This is a genomic window from aff. Roholtiella sp. LEGE 12411, assembly GCF_015206995.1.
Taxonomy (GTDB): Bacteria; Cyanobacteriota; Cyanobacteriia; order Cyanobacteriales; family Nostocaceae; genus Komarekiella.
Map to the genome: position 1 here is coordinate 27,614 of NZ_JADEXR010000001.1, position 25,232 is coordinate 52,845.

Consider the following 25,232-nt stretch of genomic DNA (forward strand, 5'->3'; position numbering starts at 1 on the left):
CTCCAATGATTGCTATTTTCACTAACTTAACAGAGTTATAAATAAACGTGAAATATTTTTTTAAATCTACCTTTAGATGATTTTGATACAAAGCGATCGCAACTAAAATTGCAAAGCAAGCTTTTTTTAATGCGTGTCGCTATGGTAGATATTTATATCATTGACCTTTTGGTTATTGGTACACTTTTGTTGATGGTGACATTAGGGTCAGGCTGGATTTCCCGATTACCTCTTTCTTTCGCTATTATCTACCTAGTGGTTGGTATTGTGTTAGGCCCTTATGGTTTTGGGTTGATTCAATTACGTCGAGATGATGTATTTAACGCCGAATTGCTACAGCGTTTAACAGAATTTGTAGTGATTGTTTCTGTATTTGGTTGTGGTTTAAAAATCGTTCGTCCACTCAGGTGGAAGGATTGGAATATCACAACGCGACTCATTGGATTGTTAATGCCAATTTCAATCTTTGCGTTGGCTGTTGTGGGTAAATTATTTTTAGGTATGGAGTGGGGAGAAGCTATTTTATTAGGAGCAATTCTCGCGCCAACTGATCCAGTACTAGCTTCCGAAGTTCAACTAACTGATACCAACGACCAAGACGAGTTACGGTTTGGTTTAACTTCTGAAGGTGGATTAAATGATGCTTTAGCTTTTCCTTTTGTTTATTTCGGCATTTATGCATTAAAAGATAACAACTGGAACAACTGGCTGAAAGACTGGATTTTGGTTGATTTAATTTGGGCGATCGCTGCTGGTATTGTGATGGGAATTGTTGTTGCTAAAGGAGTCGTTTGGATTGATAAAAAAATCCAGAAACGCCGTCCAGCTGATGAATTGATGGAAGATTTTGTCGCTCTTAGCACGATTTTACTAACTTATTCCATAACAGAAATAGTTAATGGCTACGGATTTTTGGCAGTCTTTGTTGCTGGGCTAGTTATACAACGCAGTTATCAAAACCCTGAAAAGCCATTAGCTCAATTAGAATTTATCGAGCGAATTGAAAAACTGCTAGAAGTCGGAACAATTTTGTTACTGGGATCAATATTATTATTCCAGCCGATGCTCAATTATGGTGCTCAATCTCTGTTGGTAATAATTTTGTTATTCTTGGTAATCCGACCATTAGGAGCCTGGATTAGCACAATTGGGATGCGTAATTTAAAGTTCCCTCGCCGAAAGTTACATTCAGGAGCTCGCTGGTTATTTGGATGGTTCGGTATTCGTGGTGTAGGCTCTTTATATTATCTTGCTTATGCCTTTGGCAATGGCTTAAAAGGGGAAGCTGCGGAACAAATCGCCTGGATTACTTATAGCACTATTGTCGTTTCTGTGCTTGTTCATGGAGTTAGTGCAACTCCATTAATGAAGTGGTATGAGCGCAATATTGCCAGCAAAACTAATGCTAATCCTCCTGCTACGATTGATGAATTTGATTAAAACCAAGAAACATCCTCTAAGCGGAACAACGTCATAAGCAGAAACAAACAGAAATTGAACCAATCTCAATAAACAAGCCTGGTATGTAATTAAATGTACTCTTGTAATTGCTGGGCGAGTGTTGTATTGCAGGGGGGAAGCATGATGCTAAAATGGTTGCCATCTAAGATTTGTGTGTGAGTTGCGTTGATAGTATATTGACTCCAGTTGGTATGAGGTAATTTAGGTGTGAGTTGTTGTGCAGCCCACCAGATGGAGATTTGAGCTTGGATTTGAGGTGGTTGATAGTTTTTTAAGAGTTTTTGGTGAATTTCGGTTAGTTCTAGCTGTTTTTGCAATATTTCAATTGATACTTCTGATAATTCTTTTGAAAGTAAATTTTGTGATTGTCCCCAATTCATGATTAATTGCAGACGTTCAACAGAAGTTAAACTTATGAGTTGCTCTCGTAGTTGCTGTTGTTGAACAGTATCTAGCGTCATCAAAGCATCAACAAAAGTACCACCAAATACTAATGCTAATTCATATAAAGGATCGGGTGTAAAAGTTGGTGTACTATCTGGAAATAAGAACGCATCTACAAGTCCAAGAAAATCAACTTTACATCCTTGGTGTTCTAATTCTTTGGTAACACTAACAGCAATGACTCCACCCATAGACCAACCCATGAGATGATAAGCACCATGAGGTTGATGTTGGCGAATGATTTTGGCGTATTCCACAGCCATATTTTCAATGCTATTATGCTCATCCAGTGAGTTGTTGAGAGCGCCAGACTGGAGAGCGTATACAGGTTGATCTGTTCCTAAACAGGTGGCAAGATGTTGATACACCATTACTTGTCCCCCTGTGGGATGAATACAGAATAATGGTGGTTGAGTTCCCTGTGGTTGAATGGGGACTAAAGATATAGGTGTTGGGGAAGCGTGATGATTTTGGATAAGAAAATTTCCTAATTCGGCTACCGTTGGATAGTGAAAAAGTGTACTGAGAGGTATATTTGTGTGAAATTTATGATTGATTTTTGAGATTAATTGTAGTGCTAAAAATGAGTGTCCACCTAATGCAAAGAAGTTGTCATAAATGCTGATTTGCTGAAGTTGAAATAATTCCATCCAATTTGTAATTAATAGTTCTTCTACTTGGTTACGAGGCGGGGTAAAAGTTTGTGTTAATTCTGGTTGCGTACCTTCAGGAATAGGTAGCGCCTGACGATCCACTTTACCATTTGCTGTGAGCGAGAAAGATGCTAACAACACAAAAGTAGAGGGAATCATGTATGCTGGTAATTTGGTTTGGAGAAAAGAACGTATTTCTTGAGTGGTGATGTTTGACTCTGGTTGTGAAACAATGTAAGCTACTAATTGTTGTATCTCTTTGACTTTTGTAACTACAACTTCTTTAACGGTGGGATGCTGTTTTAATGTGGCTTCAATTTCACCGAGTTCAATGCGATAACCATTGATTTTGACTTGAAAATCTTCTCTTCCTAAAAATTCAATATTGCCGTCAGGTAAATAGCGTCCCAAGTCGCCTGTTTTATATAATTTTTCTTTGGTAACTGGATGAGTAATGAAACTAGCCTTTGTCTTTTCTTCGTCTTGCCAATAACCTTTTGCTAATCCGATACCGCCAATATATAATTCTCCTGTCACCCAAACAGGACATTTTTTGAGAGATGTATTTAAAACATAAATATATTGATTTTTAAGTGGTTTGCCGTAGGGAATACTTTTCCAGTTAGGATCAACTTGGGTAATTGGATAATAAATTGACCAGATGGCGGCTTCCGTTGCTCCTCCTAAACTAATGATTTCGGCTTGTGGAGATAATGCTTCTATCTGAGTGGGTAAATTTAGGGGTATCCAATCACCACTCAATAAAATTAACCTAATAGTATTAAATACAACTTGGGCATTAGTGAAGTTATACTCAATTAACATCTGCATGAAAGCGGGAACTGAGTTCCAAATTGTGATTTGGTGTTTGGTAATTAATTCACTCCAATGAGATGGATCTTTACTGTTTGCAGCATCAGGAATGACTATTGTTCCTCCTGCTGCTAAGATGCCGAAGATGTCGTAAACTGAGAGGTCAAAGCTGAGAGCAGAAATAGCTAAGATGCGATCGCCTGAATCGATCCGAAAGCGTTCGTTAATGTCTAAAATCGTGTTGACTGCACTTTCATGAGTAATCATCACACCTTTGGGTGTTCCTGTAGAACCAGAGGTGTAGATGATATAGGCTAAGTCTGTGGGTTTTGGGATTTGCTGCAATGGCTGGTGAGACGGTGAAATTTGTAATGAATGTATACACAAAATTGAGATGTTCTCTGGATATTCCAGACTATGAACAAGGCAAGTTTCAGTCAGTACCAGTTTGACTTGTGCCTGTTGTAAACAATACCATATACGTTCCTTTGGTAATCTTGGATCGATGGGGACATAGATCCCACCAGCAGCAAGGATAGCTAAAGCGGCGACAATCTGTTTCCAACCTTTTTCCATAATGATAGCGATCGCCACCTGAGAGCGATCGCCTAGTTGTCGTGCTAATTCAGTGACGCGATCGCTTAACTCTTGATAGGTGAGAATGCGATCGCTGCTAATGATGGCTTGTTGTTGTGGACGTTGAGATACTTGTTTAAAAAACAAAGTGTGGAGTAAAGCTGTTTGCGGGATTGGTGTATGAGGATGATGAATTTGGGCTGCTGGTAATAATTCTATGGGTACTGTCCACAATTCATCTTCCTGGGCTAAACGCTCCAGCAAATTGCAGTAAACTGTAAACATTTCATCCAACATCCCCATAGGGAAAAGTGCTTCTACTGCATCCCAGTTAAAAATTAAGCTTCCATTGTGTTCTGCAACTTGATGTTCTAAGGAAACTTGCGGGGTTTGGCTAATACCATACACCACCTCTCCTAAAAAGTTATATTCTAAATCTGTCTGAGAAAAATTACCCAAACCTAACACACTACTAAATACTATAGGCATAGCTGCGGTCAATTCTGTTTGCTTTTGATTGAGCAATTTCCGCAATACTTCTACTCCACTAATATAAATATGGTCTAAATCTTGGAGTAATTGTTGTTGTATTTTTAGAGCTAGATTTGTAAATGTATTTGGAGATGAATTGTCTATTGCTAAGAGATTTGTATTGGTAAAATCTCCAATAATTTGATTGATCTGAGGATGAAGGGGTAGACGTTCCAGGACAGTTAAATTGAGAGTGAAGTGAGGATTTTTACTCCACAAAGTTAAAATTTCTGCAAAAGCGGTTAGCAAGATGATAGAAGGAGTTAAACCAGCTTTTTGACCTCGCTGTTTTAATTTTTGCCATATATGGGGTTCTAGTTTTCCAGCATAGCGTTTGAATGTATACTCTTTTAATTCACTAGGAAAACAAGCTAGGGGTAGTTCCGGTGCTGGTGGTAAAGTCTCTAGACGATTGAACCAATAGGTTTGCGATCGCTTGACTAATTCTGAGTCTTGGAGAGAATTTTTGGCGATGACGTAATCTCGAAATGATAGTTCTAATGGTAGTAATGATAATTCGAGATTGTGATAAAGTTGATTCCATTCGTGAAATAAAATCCGAATACTCGCAGCATCTATCAGTAATAAATCCATGCTTAGATGCAGCCGAATTTGTTGTTGATTTAAATAAGTAGCTCGAATATCAAACCAAGGCCATTGGTGTGAAGGTAAGTTTTGTTGAGATAATTTTTCGCGGATTGCTATTAATTCAGTTTCGATTTTTGAGGTTTCTGATTCTTGTAAATCTAAGATGGTAATTTGATAATCGGGAACTTTATCTAAGATTTGTTGCTCTCCTGTGGGTAATACGATCGCTCGTAGCATATCATGACGTTCAATGAGTTTTTGCCAAGCTGCTGTCAGGCGGGATATGTCTAATTTATTAGTTTCAAATTCTATGTAAACATGGTTGCTGACATGGCTTAATTCAAATACTTGATTGCGTCCTAACCAATGTGCTTGTTGGATGTCTGTGAGTGTAAATGGTTGGTGACGTTGCTGAGGATTTGGTTTGATGATTGGTAAGGAGGTTGTTTTTGTATTGCTGAGATTTAGGAGTTTAATAATTTCTGGTTTATGTTCTTTGAGGGAATCGCGTAGTTCTGGTGTTAATGTTCCTTTTGGTGCTTCGATGTTTAATAGGTCATTTTCTAACCAGAGTTTGATTCCTCGTTTTTCGAGTTCGATTAAAAGTTGGTTTTTGTTCATTGTTTGCTTTGGTTGTTGGTGAGAATTATTTTTTATTAACGAACACGAATGAACACGCAATAATGCAAGGGATAAGATTTTTCGTCAGAATTTTGGTATGTAGAGACGTAGCAATGCTACGTCTAGACGTAGACGTAGCAATGCTACGTCTCTACAGGGTTTAAACGTTAATCGATTTGTCTTATCCGAGTAGTATGGTATTGGATGAACACGGATAATATAGTCAGATTTGGATTCTTTCTTTGTCGTCGTCTTGTTCTGTGGGTAAGGGTTTTTGTGTGATTTTAGCGATAATTAATTGCTCATCAATGGCTAATGCTAGTTCTTGAACATTTGTTGTTTCCACTAATAATTGACGCATGGGAATGTTGACTTGGAGTTGAGTTTGTAAGTGATTCTTCAACTGCACGAGTTTGAGCGAATCTATTCCTAATTCAAAGAAATTATTCTGTATTCCCACAGCTTCAATTTGCAGCAGTTGTTGGACAAATTCGGCGATTGTTTTTTCGGTTTCGGTTTGCGGAGGGACTAAAGTTGCTGATTTGGCTGTTGCGATATTGGGAATTGGTAAAGCTTTGCGATCTATTTTTCCGTTGGGGGTTAGGGGTAAGGTGTCAATGAGAATATATTCAGCAGGTATCATGTATTGTGGAAGTTGTTGCTGTAGATATTCTCGGAATTGGGTAGAATTTGATTTGGCAGTTTGAGGATTTTTAACTAATGACCATTGCTGAGAATCTGTTGGATCTATTTTTCCACCAACAAAGCTATAAAGGAGAACTTGATTTGCTTCTAATTTAAATAAATCTTGAATTTGGGGAAATTCTAAATAACCAAGGGGACAAAGACCAATTTCTTGGGTTGGTGCGCTGTTCATGAGTAATTGTCCGATGTGTCCTGCTTCCAAAAGACAGAAGTCTCTAGCGAGTTCTCCATACATCGGTGCGATCGCACTTAGTTTTCCAATCAAATATATCGCAAAAGCGGATTGTTCAAAAAGTGCTTGATTCTCAAGGTAAACACTACTATCTATTTCGTTGCTGCTGTGGAGTAAGATTAAATTGTGGTCGCTGGGATGATAATAATATATTCCTGCTGGAAGGGTTTCAATGCTGTTGGGTTTGATGAATAAGTAAGTTTGTACGGGGTAGAGACTCCCAGCAGAAGGATAGCGATATTTGGGGAGGGGATAATCACCCAGTTGTATTTGCTGGAGACAGTTGAGAAATTTGCTAAATTGCTTTAGGGATATCTGTTGCGGTAGAAATTGTCTGTAACTTTGGCGTTGGAGATAAGCTGTTTGCTCAAGTTCAGATTTGGGTAAGTGAATAGTAATTGGCGATGATTCCGATTTGCGGATTCCTGGTTGCTGGAGTTTAAATTCGATGCGTTCTCCAGGATCGCTTAATACTCCTGCTTGTTGAGATGGTTGGTAAGCTTCTCCTAAATTGGGAGTTGGTGTAATGTGGCGTTCGCGTAGCGGCTGTTTCGCAGCATCGCTGACAATATAAGCAACTAATTGTTGTGTTTTTTCCACTGTTATAACTACTGCTTCTTTAACAGTGGGATGCTGTTTTAATATGGCTTCAATTTCACCAAGTTCAATGCGATAACCGTTGATTTTGACTTGAAAATCTTCTCTACCTAAAAATTCTATATTCCCATTGGGTAAATAACGTCCCAAGTCGCCTGTTTTATATAATTTTTCTTTGGTAACTGGATGAGTAATAAAGCTAGCGTTTGTCTTTTCTTCGTCTTTCCAGTAACCTTTTGCTAAACCGACTCCGCCAATATATAGTTGTCCCGTCACCCAAACAGGAGTTTGCTGCAAATTGTGATTTAATACATATACTTGTTGATTATCGAGTGGTTTGCCGTAGGGAATACTTTTCCAGTTAGGATCGACTTGGGTAATTGGATAATAAATTGACCAAATAGAAGCTTCTGTTGCTCCTCCCAAACTCACGACTTGGATATTTGACCACAATGTTTGGATTTGATTTGGTAAATTTAGAGGTAGCCAATCTCCACTCAACAAAGCTAAACGTAGAGATGAAGGTTGTTGTGGTTGGTTGGTAAGATATTCTACCAACATTTGCATCAAAGCTGGAACTGAGTTCCACAGGGTAATTTGCTGAGATACTATTAACTCTAACCAGTGTGCGGGATCTTTGGTTTTATCTGCTGAGGGAATAACTATTGTTCCTCCCGCCGCTAACATACCGAAGATGTCGTAAACTGAGAGGTCGAAGTTTAATGCTGATAAAGCTAAGATGCGATCGCCTGATTTAATTCCAAAGCGTCGATTGATATCCAAAATGGTATTTACCGCACCCCGATGAGCGATCGCTACCCCTTTGGGTAAACCTGTAGAACCGGAAGTGTAGATGATGTAAGCTAAATCATCGGGAGTCTGGACTAGTTTGATATCTTTCCCATCTCCTCTGAGTTGACTTTCCACACATACTTGTTGAACACCTGATGGCAAAGATAGGTGAAGATGAGGTTGAGTGACAATTAATTTAACTTGTCCTTGGGTGAGTAAATACCATTGTCGCTCTGCTGGTAATTCAGGATCGATGGGGAGATAAGCCGCGCCAGCGATTAAAATTCCTAGTACAGCAACAATTTGCTCCCAACCTTTTTCCATGACAACGGCGATCGCATTGTTGCTGGTTGCTCCCAATTCTCGCAGTTGAGATGCCAATTGCAGAGCGCGTTGGTATAATTCCTGATAAGTTAGGGTACGCTCTGGGGTGATGACTGCTGGAGAATCAGCTTGGATTTGCACTTGCTTGATAAACAGACTGTGCAAAGTTTCTTCAGAAATGGGTGCGGTGGGATAATTTGCAATTATAGGTTGTTGTAATTCTCGCTGAATCTTGCTCCAAATTGTATCTGAGGTAATTAGTCGCTGGAGCAAATCGCAGTAAGCAGCAAACATCTCATCCAGTAAACCTGGGGGGAAAAGTTCTTCCACCGCATCCCAGTTAAATATTAAAGTTCCGTTTTGCTCTCTGAGTTGATTATCTAACCAAACTTGCGGAGTTTGACTGATACTGTAAACGAGTTCGCCTAACTGACTTAATATTGATGTATCCTGACCAAGTGATTCTAAACCTAGTGTACTAGTAAATATCACTGGCATAAATTGGTAACTTTGACGTTGACGGCTAAGTTCTCGCTGTACCTGCAAACCACTGATATAACCGTGATCTAAATCTTGCCACAGTTGTTGCTGTAATTGTTGAGCGTGGTTGCTAAAGCTTTGAGGAACTGAGCGATCGACTTCTAAAAGTGTCAAAGAGGTAAAGTCTCCCATAATCTCATTGACTTGGGGATGTAAAGGTAAACGTTTAAACAGTGTGAGATTAATCGTAAACTTAGGATTTCTGCTCCATTGACTGAGGATTTCTGCAAAAGCAGCCAGTAAAACTCCAGAAGGAGTTAAGTTAAATTGTTGAGCGCGATTTTGTAATTTGCGCCATTGTTCTGGAGACAGTTGAGAACTGCGACGTTGAAACCGAGGATTGGTAATGGAATTCGGATTTTTCGCTAGGGGTAATTCTGGTGCTGGTGGTAAGGTATCTAGTCGGTTAAACCAATATTCTTGAGAACGTTGATATTGGGGTGTATTTTTTAAAGTTGATTCCCCAAGCACATAATCGCGGAAGGAAAGTTCTAAGGGTGGTAATACAAACTCATAATTATTATATAGATGTAACCACTCCCGCATCAGCATAAACACACTCCAAGCATCAGCAATCAAAGCATCAAAACTGAGGTGGAGTCTGGTACGCTGTTCATCTATGGGTGTAGCTCGAATCCTAAATAAAGGCCATTGCTCCGCAGGTAAGACTTCATGGGACATCTGCTCGCGCATCACCTCTAAATCTTGCAAATCTAAAACTTCTATTTCATAAGCCGGTACTGTTGTCAGAATTTGCTGTTGACCATCTGGTAAAATAACAGCGCGGAGCATATCGTGACGCAAAATGAGTTTTTGCCAAGCTAGATTCAACCTTGTTAAATCTAGGCGATCGCAATCTAGTTCTAAATAACCATGAGCAGCAATATTCCCCAATTCAAAAGCTTCATTTCGTCCTAACCAATAAGCTTGTTGAATGTCGGTGAGGGGAAAAGGTTGATCGCGCTGTTGTGGATCTGGGACAATTGTTGGTAAATCAACTGAAGATTCTGTCTTTGTAAAAGATGTCAGTGCTTCACTCAATCCAGCCACGGTGGGAGATGCTAACAAAGAGCGTAACGGTAACTCAATATTTAAGGTTTGCTGTAATCGAGCAATAACTTGAGTCGCAAGTAGGGAATGTCCCCCCAATTCAAAAAAGTTATCGTGAATCCCTACTTGTTTGAGTCCCAAAACAGCAGCGATAATATTAGCGATCGCTTCTTCCGTTGCTGTGCGCGGTGGAACAAAGTCTATTTCTCGATTCTGTTCTATATCTGGAATTGGTAAAGCACGCCGATCTACTTTCCCGTTGGGTGTTAAAGGTAAAGTTTCCAGAATGGCGATCGCACTTGGAATCATATAATCAGGTAACTTCTGTTTGAGAAAGTTACGCAATTCACTAGTTGTTAATGATTGCTGTCCAGAAACAATATATGCAACTATAGATTTATTGTCGGTTTGCAGTTCTCGAACCATCACCACTGCTGCTTGTACTTGGGGATGACTACTCAAAACAGCTTCAATTTCCCCTAGTTCAATTCGGAAACCCCGAATCTTCACTTGATCGTCAATTCGACCGAGTAATTCAATATTACCATCAGGAAGATAACGCGCTAAATCTCCCGTTTTGTACAAAATCGGGTTTTGGGGAGAATAGGAGATAAATTTCTCTTTGGTTAAATCAGGACGATTTAAATAACCTTGAGCTACACCCACACCACCAATATATAATTCACCCGCAACCCCAATGGGAACTAATTGTAAATATTGATCTAAAATATAAACTTGCGTGTTCGCAAATGGACGACCAATAGGAACCAACCCACTTCCTAATTTCCCAATCCCCAACTCAAAATAGGTGCTATCAATACACGCTTCCGTTACCCCATAGGAATTAATCAAACGTGTCTGCTCGCCACAAAAACGCTGAAATTCTTGATATTCTTGGATATACAAGCTATCTGAACCGACTACCAACAATTTCATAAAGTGGAGATTTTGCTGAGTTCTTTGCAAATACTCAACCAAGTTTCTCAACAGAGCTGGAACAAACTCCGCGCTATCAATTTTCTCCACCAACATCAGTTTATACAGCTTGTCCGGTTCTAATAGCCACTCACGCGGACATAAAACCAACTTAGCACCACTACAAAGAGCGCGAATGACATCCCCTGAAAACACATCAAAAGCAAAACTCGCCATTTGCAAATGACTAGTCAAAGACTGGAGTTGATAAGCTTTTTCCCAACCATGAAACGCATTTACTAAACTGCGATGAGCGATCGCTACTCCTTTAGATTTACCTGTAGAACCTGATGTGTAAATCACGTAGGCTAAATCTTGAGATGCAGTATTATTTACTAAATTCTCTTCACTTTCCTGAGAAATATCTTCCCAATCTCGATCTAAACAAACTACAGCTAAATCCTCTATTGCTAAACTCGCTACTAATCTTTGTTGAGTCAGCAATATCGATACTTGGGAATCACGCAGCATAAAATTCAAACGTTCTTCGGGATACGCAGGATCTAAAGGTAGATAAGCTCCACCTGCTTTCAGAACTCCCAATAATGCAATAATCATTTCTAGGGAACGTTCCACACAAATTCCCACCAGCTGATTTTTACCTATTCCCAAGGAACGCAGGTAGCGTGCTAGTTGATTCGCTTTGCTGTTTAATTGTTGATAGGTTAATTGTAAAGACGTTTCATTAAACGTCTTTACATTTGGAAATACCACCGCAACAGCGTTTGGTTGCTGGTTCACACAGTTCTCAAACAACTGATGAATGACTCGATTTTGGGGATAATCAACTTGGTTGTTGTTCCACTTCCACAACAAATTATTTGCTTCAGCTTCCGTTAGCAGAGGTAAGGAAGCAATTTGCTCTTGGGGATTAGCAATAATCCCTGGGAGTAAAGTTTGAAAATGACTCGCTATCCTGGTAATTGTCGTAGCATCAAATAAATCGGTGTTGTATCTGAAGATACCAATTAATGATTCAGTCGTCTCGATCATATCGAAAACTAAATCATTCTGTCCTTCCTGCTGGGGAATCACAAAAGGTTCGAGAGTTAACCCACCCCAATCTTCTCTAATTTTAGTTTGATTAGATACAGATAATTCATAATCTTTCGCAATTTCACTTACCTTAAACAAATTAAAGGAAACGCGAAAAAGACCAGGAAGACTTGGATCGCGGTTGAGTTGCGATCGCTCAATTAGTAAAGTAGAGGGATAATCTTGATGAGCGATCGCATCCAATACAGTTTGGCGGACTTGAGTTAAAAGCTCAGAAAATGTGGGATTACCAGCCAGATTTACCCGCAAAGCCAGCATATTCACGAAAAAGCCCACAGTTTCGGCAAATTCCGGCTGACTTCTCCCCTCAATAGGCGCACCCACAATTATATCTTCCTGACCTGACAAGCGGTAAAGCAACACTTGAAAGGCGGTTAACAAAGTCATATAAAGGGTTGCTCCTTGAGCTTTCGCCATTTCTCGTAGCTGAGAAGTCAACTCTTGATTCAACTCAAAAGTATGGGAAGCTCCCCGATAGCTTTGAATTGGTGGTCGCGATCGATCTGTTGGTAATTTTAAGATGGGTAACTCACCCGCTAATTGTTCGCGCCAGTAATTCCATAGTTCATCGCCCACAGAACTTGCTAAAGTATTTCTCTGCCACTGTACAAAGTCTTGATATTGGTACTTAATAGCAGGTAAAGATATGACTCTACCTGTATTTTCCGCTTCGTAGAGCGATCGCAACTCATCAAGAATGATTCCCAGGGAAAAACCATCAATAACAATGTGATGTATTGTTAGTAATATTACATAATTATCTTCAGAACAAGTAAATAAGTTTACCCGCAATAAATTACCCTTTTCCAAATTAAAGGGACGCTGATATGCTGCTATGACTTGGCTTGTCAACTCATCTTCATTCCCAGATGAAGCGTCAATATTTTCAAAATCAACTTCTTGGTATTCATGAACCTGTTGAAAAGGTTCGCCATCTTTTTGTGCAAATGTTGTGCGGAGAGTAGGATGACGATTTACTAACTTCTGAAACGCTTGTTGTAAAGCCGCAATATTTAAATGGGAGCAGATACGAGCGGTAAAAGCCACATTATAAGCTGCACTAGTGGGTGCAAGTTTATACAAAAACCATAGACCTTGCTGACCGTGAGTCAGGGGATAGGATTTAGAGGTGTGAAAACCTTGGCGCAGCAAATCGATAATTTCTGTTTTATGCTGCTTAATTTGATTTAAAACTGTGGAAGTTAATACTTCTTTACGACCACGATAACGCAGTTTACTATCTTCAACCCACAATTCTATATTCTGTTGCGAGAGTTGTGTGAGAAACTCAACTAAATTCATAATTCTCCCTCCAACCACTCATCATCATTTTCTATTTTTGATTCAGCATTTTCACTTAAATCATTGACTAATATTGCTAAACTTACAACATTAGTATCCTCTAGAAATTTTACTGCTGGAATATCTACTTCCAAGTCTTTTCTAAACTTATTTCTGAGCTTGACAGCAATTAATGAATCAAGCCCTAAATAATTTAAAGACATTTTAACATCTAATTGAGATGTGTTGATCCCAATTACTTTAGCTATTTCGTCTTGAATATAAGTTGTAAAAAAGGCTATTGTAGACATACTATTTAAGCAGAAATGTTTGAGAAAATGGTATTAATATCGTGATTCTATTTGCTATAGCAATCCTAAATCATTTGTGAAAATAACATATCTCTTTCTTCTTTCTTCTTTCTTCTTTCTTACCTTTGCGTCCTTCTCTAACGAGACGCTGCGCGAATGCGTCCTTCTCCCAGGGGGAGACGCTACGCGATTGCGGTTCGTTTCCTTATCTATATTTTTCACGATTCATTTAGGACTGCAATATTCAATACAGTTCACAAAAGGGCTGAAACTCTTTTTTTTACAAACCACAGAGGCGCAGATAACACAGAGAGAAGAGAAAGATGAAATGCTTAACCCAAGTGTATTGTGCTATATTCAATGTGGCGATCGTAACTTCATCTTCAGACCAACCACCATTATCATCAAAGGCACAAAATAGATTAATTCGAGTTAACCTATACCGGAGAATTTACAATAACTAATTTCACATTACCACTGCAATTACCATCTTGCTCATCCCAATAACGACATTTAGTAACTATATACATCATCCCAGATTTGATCCGAATATTAGTAAACTCAATCTCACCCCAAAATTTAGAAGACCGCATAGCACGTCGAAAGGAACTTTCAAAATTCACAATATAGACATCCGGTAGCTGTTTATTCCAATAATCTGCCATAGTCCACGACTGAAATGATGCCATCAGTCTTTCTTTCACGGATTTAGCTATGACATAATACATCATTTGGTTGTAGCAAATATTGAACTCCACTGAATTAAAATGACCAGTATCATCGATATAACATGATTCTGGAATCGAGAATTCACATCGTCCGATTACACGTCCCCCATGCTGAGGATCGCCCTCTTTAGTTATTTCAGCAGATTTAAGATACTGACAATGAGCTTTATAAGGCTTGAGTACTTGTGCCAATAAGATATCATCATTATTGATGTGGATACTATTTTGGTTGACGCTTTTTTGGCTTGAATCCTGAAACTTCAACATGATATTTTGTCCTGATTAAATGACTGAATAAGGCAAATGATTTTTTACTTTTTGTTGAGATGTTTTAAACACAGTGAGAATACAATTGCTCTATAACTGATAAAATGGATAGCTATCGTGTAAGGTCAATCGAAATGTGACCGCTGGTTCCGAATTTGCAGCATAGTGAGCGCAATGAACTAGAGAGCGATTATCCCAAATCCGCACATCTCCTAATTCAAATTCATGGTGTTCGATTAATGGATATTTAAAACTTTTGTCTAACTGACCGGAATGAGTCAACAACCTTTGGAGAACATTTATATCTTGCGGTTTTCCCTCTGAATCATCTATGCGATAAGTAAACCCCTCGGTAATGTAGAGGACGGTTTCTCCTGTAATGGGATGAATAAAGGTCGTTGGATGCTTTGCGGGAGGAGTGACTCGTTCAATTTCGTCTAATATTTCCGAAATCGGACGATAAACATCTTCAGGACGAATTTTAAAAAAACGTCTGACACTGTGATAACAACTCGACTCATTGGCAACGGATTTCAGGTCATCTGGTAAACTTTGATATACTTTGGACATATTAATAAAGTAAGTGCCACGCTCCTTAGTAGGAAGGATCTGAGGATATACCATTGAAAATGCAAATGGCCTCGGCATAAACGCATAATCGGCGTGCCAAAATTTCCCAGTCTTCGGAACTCCAACTTGCTGACCATTCTCAGAAACATTGGAGGAAACAAAAATATCTTCCCTTTCTGGATGGTGATACATCGGCTGATAGTATTTTTCTACCTCCCCAAGACGATACCCAAAACCGCAATATTCATGAGGTGATAAATCTTGATCCTTGATTACCACAATTTTGTATTCATATATCAGTTGCTTAAGATCCTCAATATTTTGATCTGAAGCAATTTTATGATTAAAATCATAAACGACGACTCCCATTCGCTGATTGTCTTGATATTGAACTTTCATATTTTTCTCACTCGCTACAAGTAACGTAAAATTATTGAAATTAAGTTCGTAGTAAGGACTTTAGTCCTTTCTTGAGGACTGAAGTCCTCACTACGAACTTAAAATAATATGTTGTTGGTAGCATAGTTAACTAATCTTACGTACTGATGGATTTGCTGCCAAAGAAAGACTTGTAATTAGCATGATGCTACCCGCAACAGTAAACATAATTGTCAGATTTAAATTAACTAAGAAACCAGCTAAAGCAAAGGAAACAGGAGCAACACCAAAAGCAGAAAACATTCCTAAACTCATAACTCTTCCTAACATTTCAGGTTGAGTTTGTTTCTGAATCCAAGTAATTCCTACCACAGTGAAAATACAACTGCAAAATCCCAGCACTGCAATTGTTATACTAGCTAGTGCTATATTGCCAATAAAGCCAAGTAAAAATAAACCAAAGCCTTGAACACTCGCAATAGTTAACAATAAAACTCCGATGTTGGGAAGATTTTTGACAAATTGAGGTGTGAGTGTCCCAATTAACCCACCACCACCCCAAGCTGATTGCAATATTCCTAAAGCTACTACACCACCTGGGAAGCGACTATGAGCTAGTGAAGTCATCCCAACTTGTAATGGCCCAATAAATAGAAAATTTAGGATTACCATTACCAGCAAAAAGATTCTCAGAGGCTGATTGTCCCATGCGTAGTAAAATCCCTCACGCATACCAGCAATCAAATTCATAGTTTTTTTAGTTGAAGCAGAATTTTGATTTAATTCCCCATGCAATACTGTTGCTTTTGCTGTTGTTCCCTTCATCAGCAAAAGCGTGATAGTTGTGATAGCGAAAGTTATCCCATCAATGACAAATGCTACCTCAATACCAGCAGTTGCAATGAGCAAACCAGCTAAAGCCGGCCCAATCAGCAAAATCAGTTGGGAAGTTCCTTGGCTTAAAGTATTACTTGCTATTAACTGTTCTTTTGATACCAGACTGGGGATAATTGATTTAGATGCAGGTATAAAAAAGCCATCAAATATGCCGAAGCTCGCAGCAAAAAAGTAAATATGCCATAGTTGAGTCATTTTCAACGCAACGATGGTTGCAAATAAAACGACTAGTAACCCACGTAAAGCATTGGAAACCAACATCACTAATCGTGGTGAAAAGCGATCGCTCACCACACCACCAAACAGCATCAAAACAGCACGGGGAATCGCTGCACTCATTAACACAGTACCTAGCGTGATACCAGAGTTAGTTAACTGTATTGTTAACCAAGGCAATGCAACGATATAAAATTGATCTCCTAGAAGCGAAACAGTCTCACCAATGTACAGAAGTAAGAAGTTGCGTACAGTTAGCGGTTTCCAAAGAGGAACTTTAGAATTGATCATTGGTCATTTCTTCCTCTGCTTTGCGCTCCTGTGCGTAAACCTCAGCGTGACTCTGCGTTTAAAAATAAACCCGAACATTTGGGATGCTCCCTTTAATTCACACGACGTTCATACCCTTGCCAATATTTCTCCCGAATCTTGGCCTTTTGCAATTTCCCACTAGGCGTTCTTGGCAAAGATTCAGTAAACTCAACGCTTCTAGGTAACTTAAAATCAGCAATTTTACCCCGAACAAAATTAATAATATCTAGTGCGGTTGCTTTCATTCCTGTTTTTAAAACCACGATCGCTTTGATTGCTTCTCCAAAATCTTCATCTGGAACACCAATGACTGCTACTTCCCTAATTGCTGGATGTTCATATAAGATATTTTCAATTTCTGCTGGATAGACATTTTCACCACCATAAACAATCATGTCTTTAAAGCGATCGCAAATGTAAATGTAACCTTCTTCGTCAAAATAACCAGCATCACCAGTATGAATCCAGCCATCTATTAAGGTTTTTGCTGTAGCTTCAGGTAATTTCCAATAACCAATCATATTTGCAGGAGATTTGATACAAACTTCACCCACTTGAGCGCAAGATAGTTCTTTCCCTTCACTGTTGATGATGGCTACCGATACACCAGGAAAGGGTTTACCCGCAGCTTTAAGTATGTTTTTATTTGTAGATGTATGAGCTGGTGCAGGTAAAGAGACAGCACAATTGCCAGTTTCCGTCATTCCATATATCTGCACAAAATTACAACCAAATGTGGCGATCGCACTTTTGAGTGATGATTCAGCTATGGGGGAACCCCCATAAATAATGTATTCTAGTGATGAAAAATCTGTTTTTTGGCATAATGGTTCGTTCAACAGAACTTGAATCATTGCTGGAACCATAAATGTCTTGGTGATGCGGTACTTTTCAATCGCTTCAAGAACCTCAACGCCGATAAAATTTTCTAAGACAATATTTTCTGCTCCTGATGCTAAACCACGAATAGCCCACCAGAGACTCCCGATATGGAATAAAGATAAGGTAAGCAAACTTTTGTCAGTTTCGTTCCAATTTATCCAGGTTTCGCCTCGTTGAGCAAATTCTTTGGCGATCGCAAAAAAACTGTAATGTCCTAGTTGGACACCTTTAGGTCTTCCAGTAGTGCCACTAGTATACATTTGTACAGCTACATCATTGGCTTCAACCGCAACATTTGGTGGATCATGACTATGTTCCTGAGACCAAATATCGTAACTCAGGCAATTGCCGTCAATTTCTTCTAAGGCAATAATGGTTTTAACACCATCAATCTCATTTCTAATCGATTCTACTAACTGATAAAATTCCGCCCCAACAAAAAGAATTTCAACATTAGCATCCCTAAGGATATAACTGATTTCAGCAGCAGCTAAACGCCAATTAATCGGTACAAAAACAAATTTTATTTTGCAACAAGCAAATAAAATTTCATAAGTTTTAAGTGAATCTTTAGCTAAAAATGCTACTCGCGCACCTGGTTTAATTCCTTGGGCTAATAGTGAATTTGCGACCTGATTACTTCTTTGATCTAATTGTATATAGGTAAGTGACTTATCCTTGAATATCAATGCCCTAGCGTCTGGAATTTGACGTGCTTGCACACGCGGTAAATCTGCCAACGTTGTTATTTCACTGTTATACATCATCGACATTTCTCAAAAAATTGCTCAAGTTGTTTTGTGCAGTCTTAACAAGCTATGTGAATTTACTATTAACAGCAGTATAAAGTAAAAATAATTTTCTTTTTTGTATCAGATACTCAACTAAGTTTCGCAAATCGATTACAATGAAATCTGCGCTTTCAACTTCATTTTACTGAATTAATTATTTTATACACACTCTTAACTTTAAAGCTACTTTACTGTGCATAATATCAACTATTTTCTATCTATTTCTCTACTAAAATTACCAAACTAGAACACTAAAACTGTCTAATAATTTTAGCGCTTTTATTTCATTTTTAAAATCTTATACGCTTAATCTAATACAGGTTTTAGGTATTGTCAAGCCAATATCTGCTTATCATCAGGAGTATAAAATACTATATATTAGCTTTGATTATTTTAATTTTTTATTTAAATTAATTACAAGTTTTAAAATATACTCTCACTAAGTATCAAGTCCAAGGCATCTAAAGTAGAATAATCCCTTATTAGCAAGGGTTTAGGTGGTTTAAAATTTAGCTTATTTTTTCATCAATATCCTTGTCCAGCAAAAGTTTTAGAGATTAGTGCGTTGTTTATAATCTGTTTTCAATATTTGATGCGTGCAAAACAAACTATAGTATTAGATGCTACTACTTATTATTGGCGTATTTATTGATAATTAATTTTATATATTTTTATTTTACTATAGAATTATTTTGGTATTTGACAACAAGTCAAACTAATCTCAAATGCTTGTTTATTAAGAGTTTTGAAAGTACATCAATCAACTGATTTTGGTTATAAGAATAATTAATCAATTAAGTAATTTTTAAGCTAGAACGCGATTTAGAAGTTTGACGGTTTGTCATTTGACACCTTTACCACAAAGCCAAACAATTTAGCACATAGACGCTTTAGTTGATTTGCTACTAATAGCTTTATTTTTATTACTTTTTGTTGACAATTTGAGATTTCTTTTTGGTGTGAGGATTAAATGAGGAAACTGCATCTACGGTATCTACTGTATGTATTAGGAAATTTAGGACTAAATATCATACTTACCATATTTATAAATCAACAAGCTTTAGCTGTAACAAAAGAAGATCATCTAATTCTCCAACTTTCAGATATTAAGCTTCCTCACACAAGTGTTAAGGAGTGGCTAGCTCAACAAGAGCAGTCTACTATTCTAGTAACAGGGATAAAGTTGAATCAGACGGCTAGTGGGTTGGAAGTTGTTTTAGAAACATCTGCATCTGACAAGCTGCAAGCCACAACTAAAATAGAAGGTAATAGCTTTATTGCAAATATTCCCAATACACAACTGCGCTTAGCAAGTGGTAATACCTTCCGTCAAGAAAAGCCAGTTGCGGGAATTACGGAAGTATTGGCGGTAAATAAAGATGCAAATAGTATCCAGGTTACTGTAGTGGGGACAACACAAGCTCCAAAAGTCGAACTATTTGACAGTGATGAAGGTTTAGTTTTAGGGGTGACACCAACAACATCTGAAACTCAACCATCAACCGATAGCCAAAAACCTAATGAACCAGATATTGAACTAGTCGTTACCGCACAAAAACGACCGGAAAATGCACAGAATGTACCCATTAGTGTAACGGTAATACCTCGTCAGGAAATAGAAGATGGTAAAATCAATTCTTTGATTGATATTGCCAATCAAACGCCCAACTTTAACTTTCTTCCCACATCTTCGGGTGGTACAGAGTTTAGTAATTACAGTTTGCGGGGTTTGAACAATCAAAATTTCCTTACTGCTCAGGATAGCGTAGCCTTTTACATTGATGATATTCCAATTGACTATAACGGCTTTCTAGACTTGGCTTTACTCGATCTAGAACAAATAGAAGTGCTAAGAGGCCCTCAAAGTACGTTATACGGCCGAAATAGTTCTGGTGGGGTCGTCAATATCATTTCTAGACAAGCAACGCCAGAACCAGAAACACGAATTAGTGCAAGTTACGGTAGATATAACAGCCGCCAATTCCAATTCTCTCTCAACGATGCTTTGGTTGACGATAAACTATCACTGCGAATTGCGGGAGCCTACAGAGGACAGGATGGATTTATTAGGAACCTAGCCACAGGTAATGAAATAGGCGAGCGATCGCGCCTAGCTGCAAGAGCGCAACTTTTGTGGACACCTACACCCGACTGGACAGTATCTTTTAATAGCTATAACAGCTTTACAGATGATGGTAATCCAACCTACAACAAGTTAAATCCTCCTGACCCATTCCAGGTTAATTTACAAACTGAAGGATACAATAAGCTAGATACAAATACCCAAGCTTTAAAAATCGGTTACAACGGTGAGGGTTTCCGAGCCACATCTATCACCGCACGTCGTTTTACCCGTCAAGAAAACGTTGTTCCGGGAAGCACAGGAGCGGTACAAATTATTGATGGTATTGACTCCACATTATTGACGCAGGAATTACGTTTCCAATCTCCGGAAACGGCAAAGCGTTTTCAATGGTTATTAGGTGGTTACTACGAATCTCGTGATTTTAACGTTGATGATGCTCAAACCGACTTTCCTGGATTTGGAAGATTTAGACGTACTGGAGACGATTATCGTCAAACATACGCGTTATTTGGACAAGTAGATTATCAGCTTATAGAACCATTAACTGTATTTGCTGGTTTACGTTACGAATCTAGTGATGCATCTTCAGATAGTACTTATGAGTCAGTAAACCCTGACGGAACGCTAACTCCACTGCGTCCGGCATTTAACAATGAAAAAGTCAGCAACAATGAATTGATTCCCCGCTTCGGTTTGAAATATCAATTCAATCCTAATTTAATGGGATACGTAACTATTGCCAAAGGTTATAGACCGGGTGGATTGAACTACCGCGCCAATAGCGAAGCAGAACTACGATTTGGGGAAGAAAAAACCTGGAGTTATGAAGTCGGTTTGAAATCTTCTTGGCTGGATAATCGTTTAATTGCTAACCTATCAATCTTTCACAACGATGTAAATAACTATCAAGTTTTGCAATATGATGAGACTGGTTTTTTTGGTAGAGTTAACAACGTTGACCTGAAAGCCACTGGAGTCGAATTTGAACTGAAAGCAAAACCAGCTAAAGGATTCGATTTAACTGCATCAGTTGGTTACGTAGATAGTATATACAAAAACTACCTAAATTCCGATACAGGTGTAAACTTAAGCAATAATCAAGTTCCCCTTTCCCCACAATTTACCTATAATTTAGCTGCTCAATATCGCAGTCCGGGAGGCTTATTTGCTCGTGCAGAATTGCGTGGTTATGGGATTACTTATTTTGATGATGCGAACCAAATTAAGCAAGAACCTTATGCCTTAGTTAATGCCCGCATCGGTTACGAAGCTGAGAAATATGGCATTTATTTATATGCAAATAACTTGTTTGATACTCGCTACATCACCTCTGGATTCTTATTCCCAGTACCGGATGGAACCGCAGGATTTGGCGATCCCGTGACCTATGGCGTGCAAGTTAAAGTTAATTTCTAATTTAATTGTTGTAGCGATGGAAAATAATTCGTAATTCGTAATGGGGATTTAACCCCAACACAAAACTTACTGGTTATAGAACTGGGGGACTTAAACCCACGGAATTTGGGAAAAATTATCTTTCCTATCGCTATTTTTGATTTTTTATCCTTTGCATATTGCTATGCTTGCTAAATTAATTTTACTCGCCGCACTTTATACTACTCAATTCATTCCGACCACCTTTTTTATTCAAACCGTACCTGTTTTTATGCGACAACAAAATATGTCGCTGGATGCTATCGGGTTGTTAAGTTTTCTTATTCTTCCTTCAGCGTTAAAATTTCTGTGGTCGCCTTTTATTGACCGCTACCGTTTGCCAAAGTTAGGACATTATCGCGGTTGGATTATCTGTTTTCAAATTTTGTTAGCACTTGTAACATTTGGATGTGCATTTATTGATATTCAAGAGAATTTCAATATCTTAGTTTTTTGTATGTTTCTCGCTTTTTTATTCTCCTCCAGCCAAGACATTGCAACTGATGCGTTAGCAGTAAATTTACTCGAACCGCGAGAAAGAGGATTAGGAAACGCTATTCAAGCTGGGGGAAATGTTTTTGGCGCTATTATTGGTGGGGGTGGAGTGCTGATTCTACTAGATAGAATTGGCTGGCGGTATAGCTTGATAATCATGTCAGTAGTAATTTTACTGACTTTGATTCCAGTAATATTGTATAAAGAACCAGTTAGTAATAAATCTCAGAAATCGAACTTTTTTAAATCTTATTTTCAACCTTTTATCAACTTTCTCTCGCGTCCCAAAGCATTACCGTGGCTTTTAGTAATATTGCTATATATGGGATGTGAAATGATGTCAGCTACAATGCTTCGTCCACTTTTTGTTGATAGAGGCTTGTCGCTCTCAGATATTGGCTTAATGTTGGGTATTGTCAGTTATAGCGCCCGGATTGTTAGTGCTTTGATTGCAGGAGTTTTGATTACCCACTTGGGAAGATTACGTTCTTTAACTCTATTTGGTTTTGCTGCAAGCATGGTGACGCTTTTGTATATCATACCTGCAATTGGTATCAGTAGTTTACCTGTGCTGTATGCTGTTAGTATCACAGTCAATGCAGCCCAAAGTATGGCATATACTGCATTACTAAGTGCCATGATGGATAAATGCGAACCAGCAACAGCCGCCACTGATTATACACTTCAAGTATCAGTAGTATACCTTGGCGGAATTGCTGCTTCAGTTCTGAGTGGTGCGATCGCCAGTTCTACGGGATATACGTTTATGTTTATCATTAGTGCAGCCTTGAGTTTATTGAGCGTATTACTAATAACCAACTTGCGGGCATAGAAGCAACACATTCACAAGGTATACAGCTCTCTCGCTACATCGGATTGGTTAAAAACCCTAACTCTCCCATATAAGCTTGATCCCCAATAAATTTTTGTTCGGAATCAAATTTAACTCGTGTTTCTCGGAATAAGTGAATATCGCTTGTTTTTCCTAAATGGAAAAACATCCTAATTTTATTTTATAAGCCTTGATAATGTATAAATAGATTCAATATCCAAGGCTCAAAGGCATCCTAAATGTTTAAGTACAGTTCTTCCTTCTACCGCAGGGTATATTAATTTTTAGCTATAACCAACTGTGATGAATCTTAATTTTTCGGCTTTGCATTGTATTTTTAAATAAACTTGTTGGTAGTGCTTCTTCCACAGCAAAAACACCTGGTTTATTAACTTTGCCTTCTAACAGTAATTGGGCAATACTACCTGTGCCACAACCAGAAGCCATTGCCGTATTTTCGTGTACTAAATCTGAACAGAATATGGCCGTTTTACCATTTTTTTGTCCTGTCACTTCTGAACGAACTGCTACCCCAATACCAGTAAAGTTATTGGTAACATCAGTCATCAAATGACTAACATGGGACAGAAATTCAATAGTACTACGCTTTTGCATTAGCCACTTGGGAAACACATGAGCAGTGATCCAAGTCATGTGATTGTAAAAATCGGGAACCGAGCCAAACTTAGTAATTACAGTTTGAACTGATGGGAAAGCGTGGGGTAATGTGAAAGTTTCTGGCATATCAAACCAGTAAACTCCCGTGCGTCCATAAGGAGGTAGAAAGTTAACAGCTTCACGTTCACTATAAGGCTGTATTTCTTGCCATTTACCATCTATCCAAGCATCAAAAGGATGCTGCAACCCCAGAAAAGTTGTTCGCATCACCGTGACACCAGCACCACCAGAACCAGAAACTAAATAACTTAGATGAATCTTTTCTGCTTCATCAAATTGCTCGATACCCTGACGTACCATGCTATTAGAAATACCGGGAAAAATCCCAGTGTTAATTATCGCCGTTACACCAGCAGCAGCCGCTTGTTCTTTGTAATTCAAAGCCTTACTGGTATAGGAACGATGATCGCTGACATCTACATAGTTAACGCCTTGGGCAATACAGATTTCGAGAACATTAGTATCTCGGTAGTGAAATGGGCCAGCACAGTGAATAACTAAATCAGAGTTTGCGATCGCCTCTTTTAGCTTATCAACTTCTGCTAAATCCAACATCAAAAACTGTACTTGCCCTGCCGAAGTCAAGTTAACGGCCTTTCCTGTCTCTGGGGAACGCCCAGTGATTGTAATCTGTGCCTGCGTGTGGGTGGCTAAATCCTCGGCAACACTGCTACCAATCCGCCCCCGTCCTCCTAAAATTAAAACGCGTGTCATTACACCGGCATAGGAAACACCACTATCATTTCATCAGTTTTCGGTTCAGTCTGTCACCTATTACAAGTATGACTTTCCCTACTCAGAAAGGAGGACTTGATAAATTAGGGACTTCTAAATAAAAAATACTCAACCACTTAACGCCAAAAAGCTCTCAAACTCTCATTCCTCTGTGTCCTCTGTCTCTCTGTGGTAGCCTACGGCAAGCTGCTCCGCGTCTACATTTATTAGGATAATTTATTTCTTGGAAGTTTCTTACTCCTCAACTTTCATCGATCACCTAGCGATCGCTCTCAAAACTCGGAACTCCAAGAGCAAAACTCACAACTTTGAGTTTGGAACTCGAAATTTATAGCTCAAAACTTGGAATTTATAGCTCAAAACTTGGAACTTCAAGAGCAA

At 38.6% G+C, this 25,232-nt stretch carries 11 protein-coding genes; 3 read left to right on the forward strand and 8 right to left on the reverse strand.

Annotation, left to right across the window (positions count from 1 at the left end):
* Nucleotides 1-141 precede the first annotated feature (141 nt).
* A complete protein-coding gene (locus IQ246_RS00145) occupies nt 142-1,440 on the forward strand; it encodes a sodium:proton antiporter (RefSeq protein ID WP_193999187.1) in 1,299 nt (432 codons plus the stop codon).
* Between the two features lie 89 nt (nt 1,441-1,529).
* On the opposite strand, the gene IQ246_RS00150 is transcribed toward IQ246_RS00145, so the two are convergent.
* From IQ246_RS00150 to IQ246_RS00180, 7 genes are all read right to left on the reverse strand, one after another.
* Nucleotides 1,530-5,687 (reverse strand): non-ribosomal peptide synthetase, encoded by a 4,158-nt coding sequence (locus IQ246_RS00150; RefSeq protein WP_193998956.1) that lies wholly within the window; start codon nt 5,685-5,687, stop codon nt 1,530-1,532.
* Nucleotides 5,688-5,910: 223 nt separating this feature from the next.
* Nucleotides 5,911-13,260, reverse strand: coding sequence for a non-ribosomal peptide synthetase (locus IQ246_RS00155; protein WP_193998958.1), 7,350 nt, complete (start codon nt 13,258-13,260; stop codon nt 5,911-5,913).
* Nucleotides 13,257-13,550, reverse strand: coding sequence for an acyl carrier protein (locus IQ246_RS00160; RefSeq protein WP_193998960.1), 294 nt, complete (start codon nt 13,548-13,550; stop codon nt 13,257-13,259). The genes IQ246_RS00155 and IQ246_RS00160 overlap by 4 nt, the downstream gene beginning before the upstream one ends.
* Before the next feature lie 437 nt (nt 13,551-13,987).
* Nucleotides 13,988-14,545: an FcoT family thioesterase gene (locus IQ246_RS00165; protein ID WP_193998962.1), complete on the reverse strand. Its 558-nt coding sequence runs from the start codon at nt 14,543-14,545 to the stop codon at nt 13,988-13,990.
* Between the two features lie 90 nt (nt 14,546-14,635).
* Nucleotides 14,636-15,514: a TauD/TfdA family dioxygenase gene (locus IQ246_RS00170; RefSeq protein WP_193998964.1), complete on the reverse strand. Its 879-nt coding sequence runs from the start codon at nt 15,512-15,514 to the stop codon at nt 14,636-14,638.
* Nucleotides 15,515-15,640: 126 nt separating this feature from the next.
* A complete protein-coding gene (locus IQ246_RS00175; RefSeq protein ID WP_193998966.1) occupies nt 15,641-16,897 on the reverse strand; it encodes an MFS transporter in 1,257 nt (418 codons plus the stop codon).
* A 92-nt stretch (nt 16,898-16,989) separates the two neighbouring features.
* A complete protein-coding gene (locus IQ246_RS00180; RefSeq protein WP_193998968.1) occupies nt 16,990-18,567 on the reverse strand; it encodes a long-chain-fatty-acid--CoA ligase in 1,578 nt (525 codons plus the stop codon).
* Nucleotides 18,568-19,561: 994 nt separating this feature from the next.
* Between IQ246_RS00180 and IQ246_RS00185 the strand changes: the two genes are divergently transcribed.
* Together IQ246_RS00185 and IQ246_RS00190 are read left to right on the forward strand one after the other, a co-directional pair.
* Entirely contained in the window at nt 19,562-22,093 is a 2,532-nt protein-coding gene (locus IQ246_RS00185) for a TonB-dependent siderophore receptor (RefSeq protein ID WP_193998970.1), read from the forward strand.
* A gap of 163 nt (nt 22,094-22,256) precedes the next feature.
* On the forward strand, nt 22,257-23,438 hold the full coding sequence (locus IQ246_RS00190; RefSeq protein ID WP_193998972.1) for an MFS transporter: 1,182 nt from the start codon (nt 22,257-22,259) through the stop codon (nt 23,436-23,438).
* Nucleotides 23,439-23,726: 288 nt separating this feature from the next.
* Here IQ246_RS00190 and IQ246_RS00195 read toward each other — a convergent pair whose 3' ends face one another.
* Nucleotides 23,727-24,830 (reverse strand): saccharopine dehydrogenase family protein, encoded by a 1,104-nt coding sequence (locus IQ246_RS00195; protein ID WP_193998974.1) that lies wholly within the window; start codon nt 24,828-24,830, stop codon nt 23,727-23,729.
* Between the last annotated feature and the right edge of the window lie 402 nt (nt 24,831-25,232).